General features: G+C 46.9%; 11 protein-coding genes. 6 read left to right on the top strand and 5 right to left on the bottom strand.

Going from position 1 to position 12454, the window contains the following annotated elements; genetic code table 11:
• Window positions 1-10: 10 nt before the first annotated feature.
• Window positions 11-589: a glycerol-3-phosphate responsive antiterminator gene (locus tag BMY78_RS20925; RefSeq protein ID WP_090903284.1), complete on the bottom strand. Its 579-nt coding sequence runs from the start codon at window positions 587-589 to the stop codon at window positions 11-13.
• 257 nt (window positions 590-846) lie between these two features.
• Window positions 847-1614: a GTP cyclohydrolase II gene (locus BMY78_RS20920; RefSeq protein WP_090903282.1), complete on the bottom strand. Its 768-nt coding sequence runs from the start codon at window positions 1612-1614 to the stop codon at window positions 847-849.
• 321 nt (window positions 1615-1935) lie between these two features.
• Between BMY78_RS20920 and BMY78_RS20915 the strand changes: the two genes are divergently transcribed.
• The 4 genes from BMY78_RS20915 (at window position 1936) to gntK (ending at window position 6788) form a co-directional block, all read left to right on the top strand.
• The gene (locus BMY78_RS20915; RefSeq protein WP_090903280.1) at window positions 1936-3210 is read left to right on the top strand and encodes an ABC transporter substrate-binding protein; all 1275 of its coding nucleotides are present in this window, start codon (window positions 1936-1938) and stop codon (window positions 3208-3210) included.
• A gap of 129 nt (window positions 3211-3339) precedes the next feature.
• Entirely contained in the window at window positions 3340-4206 is an 867-nt protein-coding gene (locus BMY78_RS20910; protein ID WP_090903630.1) for a carbohydrate ABC transporter permease, read from the top strand.
• A 21-nt stretch (window positions 4207-4227) separates the two neighbouring features.
• Window positions 4228-5055 (top strand): carbohydrate ABC transporter permease, encoded by an 828-nt coding sequence (locus BMY78_RS20905; RefSeq protein ID WP_072733733.1) that lies wholly within the window; start codon window positions 4228-4230, stop codon window positions 5053-5055.
• Window positions 5056-5237: 182 nt separating this feature from the next.
• Window positions 5238-6788: a gluconokinase gene (gene gntK, locus BMY78_RS20900; protein ID WP_090903278.1), complete on the top strand. Its 1551-nt coding sequence runs from the start codon at window positions 5238-5240 to the stop codon at window positions 6786-6788.
• A 628-nt stretch (window positions 6789-7416) separates the two neighbouring features.
• On the opposite strand, the gene BMY78_RS20885 is transcribed toward gntK, so the two are convergent.
• A complete protein-coding gene (locus BMY78_RS20885; protein ID WP_090903272.1) occupies window positions 7417-7791 on the bottom strand; it encodes a polyketide cyclase in 375 nt (124 codons plus the stop codon).
• A 125-nt stretch (window positions 7792-7916) separates the two neighbouring features.
• Here BMY78_RS20885 and BMY78_RS20880 point away from each other — a divergent pair, with 125 nt between their 5' ends.
• Both BMY78_RS20880 and BMY78_RS20875 read left to right on the top strand, forming a co-directional pair.
• Window positions 7917-8270: an ArsR/SmtB family transcription factor gene (locus BMY78_RS20880; RefSeq protein ID WP_371129179.1), complete on the top strand. Its 354-nt coding sequence runs from the start codon at window positions 7917-7919 to the stop codon at window positions 8268-8270.
• Between the two features lie 63 nt (window positions 8271-8333).
• Window positions 8334-9149, top strand: coding sequence for a hypothetical protein (locus BMY78_RS20875; protein WP_090903271.1), 816 nt, complete (start codon window positions 8334-8336; stop codon window positions 9147-9149).
• Window positions 9150-9390: 241 nt separating this feature from the next.
• Here the strand turns inward: BMY78_RS20875 and BMY78_RS20870 are convergent, their stop codons facing one another.
• Window positions 9391-11715, bottom strand: a complete 2325-nt coding sequence (locus BMY78_RS20870; protein ID WP_090903269.1) for an ABC transporter permease — start codon at window positions 11713-11715, stop codon at window positions 9391-9393.
• Window positions 11715-12419 carry an ABC transporter ATP-binding protein gene (locus tag BMY78_RS20865; protein ID WP_090903266.1) on the bottom strand — a complete coding sequence of 235 codons (705 nt, stop codon included), beginning with the start codon at window positions 12417-12419 and terminating at the stop codon, window positions 11715-11717. The genes BMY78_RS20870 and BMY78_RS20865 overlap by 1 nt, the downstream gene beginning before the upstream one ends.
• Window positions 12420-12454: the final 35 nt, after the last annotated feature.

The following is a 12454-nucleotide window of genomic DNA, read 5'->3' as shown; positions in this document are numbered from 1 at the left end:
TGTTGTGGGATTACTGCTTATATTCTGTATGCGAGTTCTTGTAGTGCCGAATCAGATCCACGTTGGAAGTGGTTACTGCGGTAGCCCCGGCTTCCAGCGCCAGTCCAACCTCTTCCGTTGAGCGGATCAACCCACCTGCAATAATGGGTATACCTGTCCGTATGGATACTTCTGCAATAATATGCGGGATAACACCGGGCAGTACTTCAATATAATCCGGCTGGGTCTTGGACAGCAAAAGATAACTTTTCTCCAGTGCATTTGTATCCAGCAAGAAAACGCGCTGAATGGCCGTGATCCCTTTTTGCTTCGCCTTCTGAATTACACTGGCCCGCGTCGAAATCAGTCCTGCCGGGCGAATATGCTGGCATAAATACTCTGCTGCATATTCATCGTTCTTCAGCCCCTGTACCAGATCGGCATGCAGTAATATTTTCTTCTCACGCCGCCGCGCTTCCTTCATCACACTGTGAAGCTGCGCGATGTGCGTATCCAGCATAACCCCATAGGTGTAAGGGCCTTCAATCATTGCTTCGAACTGCTTCATGCTCTTGGCAGCCGGTAACACATACTGTCCCTCAAATGGCACCTTCGTTCCTCCCGCATAAATCAGATGCCTATATTGTATAGTTCGTATGGTATGAACGGCAAGCAAAGTCAGGACCGTCAGATTAATTCTTGGCGTGAGACGGGGCCATTCCATTCTCTAAACTCAAAAAAGCTGTTCATGTATACCCGGAGGAGTATACACAAACAGCTTAAATTGTCTTGTTTATTGGACCGTATGGCAAACAGGCTTTATGCCAAAATCATATTGAACAATCGATCGGGATCGGGATCAGCCTTTTAGGCTTGGGCATGCGGAAGCAAGGTCTCTTCACCAGCCCATGCATCATTTTCTGCCAAGTGACCGGAACGGCTCACTTTGGTCTGCAAATATTTTTCGTTGAAGGACGAGCGATCTCCCCACAGTGGCACACGTCCACCCACATTCAGTCCCGCTTCCTGCAAAGCAGCGAGCTTGCGTGGATTGTTGGTGATCAATGTAACGGGTGCTGTACGAAGCGCACGCAATACGGCAATGGCATCATCATAATTACGCGCATCGTCTGTGAACCCAAGTTGCAGGTTCGCGTCAACGGTATCCAGACCTTCCTCTTGCAGCAGGTACGCCATCGCTTTGCTGAACAGACCGATGCCACGACCCTCATGGTTCGCCAGATAGAAGAGTGCACCTGCTCCATGGGCAGCAATCATCTTCATCGATTGCTCGAGTTGGAAACCGCAGTCACAGCGTTTGCTACCAAAGATGTCGCCTGTATGACAGATGCTGTGCATCCGAATCAGCGCTTCCTGTGCTTCGGCAAACTCACCGTACACCAATACGCTGGATTGCTGACGTTCAGCCAGTTCGGCAGTAGCGAGAGATTCAATCAACTCGCGGCTTTCCATGACTTTCTCCGATTTCATCCAGCTGTACCACTGGAAGGTATGTGTCTCTCCATCCAGATTCACTGGGAGTTTAATCGGCCCAACGAGATAAATGAATTCTTTTCCACTCGGAAAAGTCTGAATTTTGGGGGCAAGCAGTTGAATAATATGTGAATTAATCATTAGTAAGTTCCTCCTGTTAAGCCATCTTGTTATGAATTGATTCGCATCCAGACGGAAAATGGATCACTGAATTGCATATCATACGTATCTATATTATTGTCATCATCATTAGTTACTTTATGTAAGCAAGTTTAAAATAAAAATTATGTTGTGTCAAGTAACTTTTGTTTCTAAAGTAACTAATAAATTTATGATACGCAACCGACACAAATTTGTGTTTCATTTCAGGAATATTGGGTATGAGTTTATAAACTGCTCATACACTTATGTTGTAGTCCATCGCACTTCATGCCTCGAACTTAACGATGAGGGGGTTATCACATGATCCGCCGGAAAAGAACATGCTGGACAGCCATTCTGCTAGTCTGTGTCATGCTGGTGAGCGGATGCTCCATCTGGCCGGGACAGAACGATTCATCGAGCAACAAAAAGGTAACGCTTACATTATGGTACTGGAATCGTTCCATCGATGATAAGCTGATTGCCAAGGCCAAGGAAAAGTTCCCCAATATTGAACTGACCGCCCAGAAAATCGGTGGTGATTTCAAGGCAAAACTCAAAACGACACTCGCTGCGCGCTCAGGTGAGCCCGACATTGTCGCATTGAACGATTGGATCATGGAGCTCTTTCCCAGCGAGGACCGTTTCTATAATCTGTATGATCTCGGCGCAGGTGACGTCGAAGACCAATACCTGGCGTGGAAATGGAAACAAGGCGTTACACCGGACGGACAGATGATCGGCTTCCCCATGGATACGGGACCGACAGCCCTCTTCTACCGTGCAGATCTGTTTAAGGAAGCCGGATTGCCTTCCGAGCCTGAAGAAGTGGCTCGTCAGATCAACAACTGGAATGCCTATTCTGCTGCAGGAGAAAAGATCAAGGAAAAGTTCGGAGGCAAGGTTTTTCTAACCGACAATATTGGAACCGTTTACAATCAAGAGTTATCCCAAGGAACCGAACGGTATTTCCGTCCTGACGGCTCGTTTATCGGCATGGATTCTCCACTCGTCAAGCAGAGCTGGGATACCGCCGTATCCTTCAAGCAAAAAGGGCTGCTTGCTAATGCAGACGGCTGGACCCCGGGCTGGAACGCAGCGATGAATAATGGTGAGATCGCTTCCTTTGTGGGGGCGGTCTGGATGAAGCAGGTACTGCAGGAAGCCGCGCCGGATACATCTGGCAAGTGGCGAGTCACTCGCGCTCCTGGTGGAGACGGCAATAACGGTGGATCATTTCTGTCCATTTTGAAGTCGAGCAAACACCCAAAAGAAGCGTTCGAAGTCATTCAGTGGCTGCAAAGCCCGGATAACCAGCTTGAACAATATAAAACGTTGAACCTGTTTCCTTCGGCACCTGGTGTGTTTGATACACCGGCGATGAAAGAAGAAGAACCCTTCTTCGGCGGGCAGGCAACAGGACCTGTATTTGCTGAATCGGCACAGCATGTGCCAGAGGCTTTCTTTGGCGAACGATACCCTTCGGTACACAACATCATTACTCGGCGGCTGAATGATATTGCGAAGCAAAATGCCAACCCGGAGCAGGTCTGGCCTGATACGGTTCACCGTGTTGAGCGGGAGTTACAGCGTTAATTCAGACACTCTAATGAGATGGCAATCCGCAAAGGAGGAATTCATATGGCTGTAACCGAACCACGCCTCACTCCGGATCCGGGGAAGGTAAGTCCGGATTTGGATCGGCAGAAACCACTCTTGTCCCGGATGTGGGAACATCGTGCACTCTATGTGGCGATCTCCCCGTTCTATATTCTGTTTGCCGTGTTTGGACTGTTTCCCATCGGTTTTTCCTTATATCTGGCCTTCCACAAATGGGATGGCATTGGTGTGATGACCTATAACGGACTAAATAACTTTAAATATATGCTGACTGACGCTGAATTCTGGCAAGCGGTGGGCAACACGTTCATGATCTGGGTTTATTCCACCATCCCCATGTTGTTCTTCGCCCTAATCATTGCGTTTCTGCTGCATGCACCTTTTGTGAAGTTCCGTACGCTGTTTCGGGTGGGGTATTTCCTGCCGAACGTGACGTCCATTGTGGCCGTCGCCATTATCTTCGGTGCCCTGTTTGCCAACAACTATGGCTTCCTCAACTATCTGCTACAGTCCGTCGGACTTCCCGTGGTGGAATGGCTGAATGCACCGTGGGGCATCAAAGTGGCAATCTCCTCCATGGTGGTCTGGCGCTGGACAGGATACAACGCAGTCATCTATCTGGCCGGACTTCAGAGCATCCCGCAGACATTGTACGAGGCAGCCAAAATTGACGGCGCATCCGGGATACAGTCTTTTTTCCGAATTACGATTCCGATGCTGCGTCCCGTCATTCTGTTCACTGTGATCACATCAACAATCGGCGGCATGCAGCTATTCACCGAGCCACAAATTCTCGTAGGTAACGATGGCGGCGCAGGTGCAGCCGGGATGACCATTGTATTGTACCTTTACCGCGAATCTTTCATTAATAACTACTTTGGGTACGGTGCTGCGGTTGGTTGGGGCATGTTCCTCATTATCGCCCTGTTCTCGATTGTGAACTGGAAGCTTGTTCAAGGCAAGTCATCCTGATGTGACAAGGGGGGAGCGCTCATGACGTCCAAATCTCTCAAATCGCTGGTGTTGTATATCGGTCTTATCGGGGGCATGCTCATTTCCATGTTCCCGTTCTATTGGCTGATTGTCATGTCTACCCGGACGACGTCCGACATCTATAAATTCCCGCCTCAGCTCTGGTTCGGGGGCGAACTGTGGAACAATATCAGTCGGGTGCTTCAGCAGATTGACTTCTGGGGCGCATTCATGAATACGTTGTTTGTGTCGGGCCTGGTGACGGTACTGGTGCTGTTTTTTGACTCATTGGCGGGGTTTGCGTTTGCGAAGTTTGAATTTCCGGGTAAAAAATGGCTCTTCGTCCTGCTGCTCGCCACCATGATGGTGCCTTCCCAGCTGTCGCTGGTACCTTCCTTCGTGCTCATGGCGACATTCGGTTGGGTCGGCTCCTTCAAAGCCCTCATTATTCCGGGCATGGTGAACGCCTTCGGCATCTTCTGGATTCGCCAATATGCCACGGAGTCCATTCCGAATGACCTGCTGGATGCCGGACGAATCGATGGTTGTAATTTTTTCCGGCTCTATTGGAACGTGGCGTTGCCTATTCTGCGGCCTGCATTTGCCTTCCTCGGTGCGTTCACGTTTATTGGCGTATGGAATGATTATCTCTGGCCCCTGATCGTCCTGACGGATGCGCGAAAGTATACGCTGCAGATTGCGCTGTCTCAATTAAACGGACTGTACAATACGGATTATGCGATGGTTATCGCGGGTACACTGCTGGCTGTTATTCCGTTGATCGTCATGTTCCTGTTCATCAGCCGCCAGTTTATCTCCGATATTGCCGCAGGAGCTGTGAAGGATTAAGGATAGCCGCATTTTGATCCATCCCTCAAGTCTGATATTCTTATCTATAGATAAAATACCAGATGCCATATAAGTTGGATGAATAGCGACAAGCGACACGTTGACGGAAGCTTTCTGTACCCGGAGTGTAACGTGTAACAGCATTCATTTCACTTATATATTCAAGAAAGAGGGATGACAAAATGGCTTCTTCACCCTATATGATCGGCGTAGACATCGGCACCACCTCCACGAAGGCCGTCCTGTTTGAAGAGAACGGAACCATCGTGGCACAAGGCGGTGCCGATTACCCGCTGTATACCCCTACCCCTGCGATTGCAGAGCAGGATGCGGAAGATATTTTCAAAGCGGTAGTTGAATCGGTTAAACAAGCGACCTCCAAGGCGGGCATCAAACCGGATGAAATCCTGTTTGTGTCGTTCAGTTCAGCCATGCACAGCATTCTGCCTGTGGATGAACACGGCAAACCGCTGATGCGGGCAATGACTTGGGCAGACAATCGCAGTGCCGAGTGGACGGAAGCGCTCAAAACCGAAATGAACGGTCACGAAATCTATTTGAGAACCGGTACACCGATTCATCCGATGTCACCTCTGACCAAAATCATGTGGCTAACCAGAGATCAACCGGAACTGTTCAAACAGACGCACAAATTTATTTCCATGAAAGAATACGTATTTTATAAATTATTCTCCGAGTATGTGATTGACCACTCCATGGCCTCTGCCACGGGAATGATGAATCTCGAAAAGCTCGACTGGGACGAGGAAGCTCTACATGTCGCAGGCATCACCCCGGATCATTTGTCCCGCCTTGTGCCGACGACACATGTCCTCAAGAAAGGTTTGAATCCTGAGTATGCCAAGGAAATGGGTATTGCGGATACGACGCCATTTGTCATCGGGGCAAGTGACGGCGTGCTCTCCAATCTGGGCGTAAATGCCATTGATCCAGGCGTCGTGGCCGTCACTATCGGAACCAGCGGAGCGATTCGTACCGTCGTGGACAAGCCAGTCACCGATCCGAAAGGGCGTTTCTTCTGTTATGCGCTCACTGAGGATGCGTGGGTAATTGGCGGTCCAGTCAACAATGGCGGAGTCATTTTCCGCTGGATACGGGATGAATTTGCAGCGTCCGAGGTAGAAACAGCGAAACGACTCGGGATTGATCCGTATGAAGTATTGACCCGTGTCGCCGAAAATGTACCCCCAGGCTCGGAAGGCCTGCTGTTCCATCCGTACATGACCGGTGAGCGGGCTCCACTATGGAATCCGAATGCACGCGGCTCATTTTTTGGCCTGACGCTGCATCACAAGAAGGAGCATATGATTCGCGCTGCTCTTGAGGGTGTCTTGTTTAACCTGTATACCGTCATGCTGGCAATTGAAGAGAAAATCGGGCGCCCCAAAAAAATTCAGGCTACGGGCGGCTTCGCCCGTTCCGAGCTATGGCGGCAGATGATGGCTGATATTTTCGATCAGGATGTTATCATTCCCGAAAGTATCGAGAGCTCCTGCCTCGGGGCAGCTGTGTTGGGGCTATATGCCCTTGGCCGCATCGATTCCCTCAGTGCCGTCTCCGGCATGATTGGATCGACGCATCGGCATCAGCCAGACCCGGATAGCGTTCGCATCTATCGCGAACTGCTGCCGATCTTCATCCGCATCTCCCGCAAGTTTGAAGAGGAGTATGCCGATATCGCTGCTTTTCAGAATAAAACGATGCAGAAGTGAGCGGCATTGGGCCGTGAGTGAGTGGGCAAGTGGGTGGGTTCATCACAGACCGCGCCTTCCTTCTTCCAAACGCCATACTCTAACGAACCGTGTACACCTTATTAGAGGTTTATTGCTTGATTTAGTATTCTAACGAACTTCAGCCACTTTATATCAGCTGATTGAAGCATATATCTGCCTATAATTTGAAAATACAGGGCAATAGCCTGCCTGAGATTCGTTAAAAATTTGATTATGCCGAATACCCTCCAATAGCGTGTGTGAGGTTCGTTGGAAGCAGCCGTCCACCCTATCCATTCTAGAATGGCCGCTGGGGGGCTGTGCCCGGTTCGTAATAACATATGACATCCCGATGACCGGTCAGATGAACATTCATGAGGGCCGTCCCCCTGGTGCAATGGGGGACGGCCTTTTTCATGCAGACTTTTTTCCACAACGTATAATCAAGAATGATCCACGTTACTCCTTCGCTCCCTTCACACTTCATAACGTGCCGATGAGCATGTTTAAGCAAAATAGTGCAATCAGCATGCTGAAAAAAAATAATGATTAATATATATGGGCATAACAAAACTCCACAGCATGGAGCTGCTGTGAAGTTACAGGTTCTCTTCAGGTTACCTGCGAATTACTGGTTATATTTACTGAATGCATCCTTGTCTGCCTGCACATTTTCCAAATATACAATCTGCCCCGCCTCGTTCACACGAGCGATATCGATGCCTGTTTTGGCATATACGGTTCCGTCCGCCGCTTGTCCGCATACCGCCCAGTTTGTTTGATAGCTGCCATCCGGTTGAAGCTTCCACTCGTCCCACATGTGTTTCACATCGCTATTGTATTCATAGAAAGCCTTCATAAAACCATCGAATCCTGTTCTGCTGGTGCCGTTCAGCACAATCTCGGCATCCGGTGTAAACAGGGACAACAGATCCTGCATCGCACGTTCGTCTGTACGGGAAGCGTCAAATAAACGGAAATAGTTGTTTAACAAGGTAGTCATGAGTATTCCTCCTGAGATGTATAAGCCGATTTGGATTTCACTTCGAAAAATTTCAAACTAACTGAGATGAAATGTACCACACTTTCCGTCCCCAGAACAACCCTCAGTTCGAAAAAAATCAAACATTGAAAGAGATTGTCGAATATGCTACCGTCATAGATATGAAAACTCCCACGATACCTATGGCTTCGGAATTGAATTTGACCGCGGTCTGCAACGCACTGGGCGATCCGGTACGGATGAAAATTGCACACTGTCTGGCCAGCTCTGGCGAGAAAAACTGTTCCGCCTTCGAAGTAGACCATATTTCCAAGTCAACGTTGTCTCATCACATCAAAATCTTACGTGAAGCAGGCCTTATCCGGCCTCGCATTGAAGGTAAACAGCACTTTTATTCTCTGCGAAAGGAAGACTTGAGCACCCGTTTCCCCGGTCTCGTTGAACTGATTCTGAATACAACCGAGGAATATGTACATTAAGGAAAACGAAGCTTGAATCATGCGATACATCATCTTATGGATTGCATAGAGGAGGATGATTTCTTGGATAAAAAAGCGGCAAAAATTCTGCTGGGCACCTTCTGGGGAAGCGGCGGCTGGAAAACAGCATCTCTTCCCTTCTCGGGGGATGACTTTGAATATGCCAAAAGCAAAGGCGTTATGTTCGATCCGCTAACCATTACCCATGATGAGATTGTCGCACGTTTGCATGAGATTCATCAGGACAACTCCATCAAGCGACGGGTAGTATCGGCATTTTTACACAGTTTGTCTACCAAAAAAGTATATCTGCGGAGCGCGCTTTCCAGCTGGGCTCTAACATCACAACTGCCTTTACATACCTACGAGGAACGCCGTGCACTGCATGCCAACACCAGCTCCTGCGGGGATTGCAACTTCCTTCACCTGCAATCGGACAAGACGTACACGGACGTCGATCTGAACGTATTGAACTTTGAACGGGTGAAATGGGGCGGGGTCCGCCATAATAACCTGTTATACTGCCTGATGGATCTGGAGCTACTGCTGGCTAGCAAGGAAGCCACCTATGAAGTCACTGACGCAGACATCGCAATACTTGTGAGCATGCTTGAAGCAGCGCAGACCTGCGAGCCTCATGAGAGCGCACGCGGGCTAGAAAAACGGTGGAAAGGCTTGTTTCCTTCGAGCAAACAGGAACGCGACGCCATCCTCGAAATCTGGGGTGCATCCGGTCTTCTTGAGCCGCAGGATACGCCACGGAAAAGCCGAGGTGGGTACAGCGACTTCCACTTTGCCGCAACCTGGCAGGGCGATGACGGTTATAGCGCAGATGCGGCAATTTCCATCTTTGGCTCCTATCTGCCCCAGAAACTCTAAGACCTTAACCAGCCCTAGGTCTGCTTAAACCTGGTTATATGAATGACAAACAAATACTTAGGTGGATATAGTAAAAACACTGTAGCTCGAAGGCTTGCAGTGTTTTACTGAAAACTGACCGATAATTTTCCGATAGGCATCAAGAATCAAGACATATTTGAAGGACAACTTACTATGTGTGGAATCAATCACACTTGTCGTTTTTATATAATTGGAAATAATTCACTCTTTATTGCCCGATTTATTCTAAACTTTTTAACGATTCAATCATATTAATTCGAGAGACCTTTCTCTGAAGCATCAAGTTAGAGAGCGTTGTAAGTAAAAATGCAATCATGATTGATACCAGCATAACCAAAATATTTATTTGATCTGGGATTTGTTGATGGGTACTCGACAACGCCTCAATAATAATCGAATACATGTATACACTGATCGGCAGAGCTATAATGACCGCAAAGGTGGTGAGTATCATATTCTCGGAAAAGATAAGTCGATTTATTTTATATTTTTGATAACCCAGTACCTTAAGAGTAGCCAGCTCACGATTCCTTTCGTAAATGTTGATGGAGGATATGGTGTAGATGGCGCCAAACGAAAGAATAACAGCACTAATGATAAACATAATGAAGATAAAACTATTTTGCTTCATAATAAATTGTGCGGACTTTTTCAAATCATCTTTATCCGCGATTGTATCTACCTGGTTATCTTGTTCAAAAAACTGTCGAACGTTGGGAAGCTCTGCGGCATCGTTGGCTTTTACTAGAATCGATGTTGGCTTATAGTCGATGTCAAAACTATTCAGATACGCTATCGAACAAAAGAAAGATGGATTGGAATACTGATTGGATATTTGTGCAACCTTCATATCGACCGTTTTATTTTCAAACGACGGATCGGTAAATCGAATTTGAATCGTGTCCCCTATCGCAACTTTATATTGATTTGCATACGATTTGGGTATCAGCACACCATTGTCCATGAGTGTCATGGGATTATCTTTTTCGTCGAAAAATTGGATAAGAGTATTGTCCTTCTCCGTAACGGTCAACGTGGCATTCTCATGTTCATCGCCCTTGGTAAACTCCACAGGAAAGGTTGATTGAACATAGCTGCTTTTAATCCCGGTGGGTAACTCCATCTTTTCTAGCTCTGCCCCTTTCCCAAATTCGACCTTCAGATCATAAGTATTCACTTCTTCGATCTGGTCGGCGACCCTTTGTAAGGACGTTTGAGTACCGAACGCAGTGATTAACAACACTGTGCTCACCACAACACCTACGGAGCTTGCTATTGCCTTTTGCTTGTTAAGAAAGATGTTTCTCAAAATAAGTTTATTGCTATAGGAAATACGTCCCCACACTTTCGGAAGCCGTTCAATAAGCAATTTTTTCATCTTCCTTGGCGGTTTAGGCCTCATAGCCTGTGCTGCGTGTTCTCGCAGAATACCTATGCCGCTCAAATAACAAGCCAGCATGCCGAATGCACTCGAGAATAGGATAGGCATAATGATCGAGAAGGGGGATAAGGAGAATGTTATGTTCGGCAACGAGTAGGATCTAGCATTTGAAGCCTCAATCATTGGAACAAATATGATTGCCGAAATGATACAACCAAGAATGGAACCTATGATACCGACAAGTATCGGGAACCCCATGTAATGGAGCATAATGCTGCTGTTCTTCACGCCTAATGCCTTCATAATTCCTACCTGGTTCCTTTGCGAATCGATGATTCGAGACATGGTTAGGAAGAGAATGATCGCTTCGATGATAAAGAGAACCAGCGGAATAACCTTGCTCATCAATTTATTGTTATAGACTGTTTGTTGAAGCTGCGAGTAATTGAATGTTCGCTCTTTACTTATTTGACTTACATAAGAAAGTTGTTGAGACTGCGCTTCAACATTTTGGCCTAATCGGTCTATATCGTACCCTTCTTCAGCGTCAATCAAAACCTCATTATAATAAAGGTTACCTGCGATTCGAGGAATTCCCGCTTCAGCCATATATGCAAATCCCGAAGTTTTATGATCCTGGGTTTCGTTCTTTTTGGCATATTCCACATTTTCGCCCAAGCCGCTAATGGTGAATACCACATTCTCGTTATTGACGCTTAACTTCATTTGATCCCCGACTCTGTACTGGTGCTCCTTGGCGTAATGGGAATCAAGCAAGATTTGATCCTGGCGAGACGGAATGTTGCCCTCAATTATAGTAGGCGTATTAATGCTATTGATTTCGGGGATGGAGTGGATCTTTAAAGTTGCTTTCGTATCGCCAAATGATTGCGTCGCATCAAAGGTATACCGTCCCTCCACCTTCTTTATCCCTTCAATTCCACTCAACTTCGACATATCCTGCTTGGATACTTGGTCGTAGTAAACGTTTAAGTCACTTAAATTATGAGTTTGAAAGTAATTCTTTGAATAAGAGCTAAGGTTATCACTTAACGTTACCAGCCCCGTGTAGAAAAAAGCGCCTATGGTGATAACCAACACAAAGGCCAGAAATTGACCGATGGATTGCTTGATATCCCTTATCAATTTTTTGAATAATTTCATCACCACTCAATCCCTTCAACGCTTTGTTTATGCTCATTGACCGTTACGCTTTCAATTTTTCCGCTTTTCACCCGAATGATTTTATCCGCCATCGGCACAATCGCAGAGTTATGCGTGACCAGCACAACACATTTTTTCGTTTCCGTATTCAAATCCTGAAGCAGCTTCAAAACCGACTTGCCAGTTACATAATCCAACGCACCAGTGGGCTCATCGCATAGCAATAGCAGAGGGTTCTTTGCAACGGCGCGTGCTATAGCAACTCGCTGCTGCTCTCCTCCGGAGAGCTGAGACGGGAAGTTTTTTATCCGATTCTTCAAGCCGACTTTATTTAATATCTCTTTGGCATCCAAATGGTCTTTGCATACTTCAGTGGCGAATTCAACGTTCTCTAAAGCATTCAAATTGGGGATTAAGTTATAGAATTGAAAGACAAAACCCACCTTCTCGGCGCGATATCCCGTAAGCTTCTTTTCGTTGAAGCTAGTAATATCCTTATCGCCAACAGTCACTTTACCCGAGGTTGCTGTATCCATGCCACCAAGTATATTGAGAATCGTGCTTTTACCGGCTCCGCTTGCACCTAGAACAACAACGAATTCACCCTCGTTAATGGTAAAGTCAACACCGTTCAGCGCTTTGATCGGTACTTCGCCAATTCTGTATTCTTTCGTTACGCTTTTAAATTCGATTAATGTTTTCATAAATTCTTCTCTCCCCGTTATCTATTTGTCATACT

The sequence above is a fragment of the Paenibacillus sp. OK076 genome, from assembly GCF_900110055.1.
GTDB lineage: Bacteria > Bacillota > Bacilli > Paenibacillales > Paenibacillaceae > Paenibacillus.
This window is presented reverse-complemented; position numbering and strand designations above follow the sequence as displayed.

Bases quoted from the DNA above. Each gene is read 5' to 3' on its own strand.
- BMY78_RS20865 (WP_090903266.1), bottom strand. From the start codon at position 12,419: ATGAAAACATTAATCGAATTTAAAAGCGTAACGAAAGAATACAGAATT.
- BMY78_RS20905 (WP_072733733.1), top strand. From the start codon at position 4,228: ATGACGTCCAAATCTCTCAAATCGCTGGTGTTGTATATCGGTCTTATC.
- BMY78_RS20870 (WP_090903269.1), bottom strand. From the start codon at position 11,715: ATGAAATTATTCAAAAAATTGATAAGGGATATCAAGCAATCCATCGGT.
- BMY78_RS20885 (WP_090903272.1), bottom strand. From the start codon at position 7,791: ATGACTACCTTGTTAAACAACTATTTCCGTTTATTTGACGCTTCCCGT.
- BMY78_RS20910 (WP_090903630.1), top strand. From the start codon at position 3,340: ATGTGGGAACATCGTGCACTCTATGTGGCGATCTCCCCGTTCTATATT.
- gntK (WP_090903278.1), top strand. From the start codon at position 5,238: ATGGCTTCTTCACCCTATATGATCGGCGTAGACATCGGCACCACCTCC.
- BMY78_RS20920 (WP_090903282.1), bottom strand. From the start codon at position 1,614: ATGATTAATTCACATATTATTCAACTGCTTGCCCCCAAAATTCAGACT.
- BMY78_RS20915 (WP_090903280.1), top strand. From the start codon at position 1,936: ATGATCCGCCGGAAAAGAACATGCTGGACAGCCATTCTGCTAGTCTGT.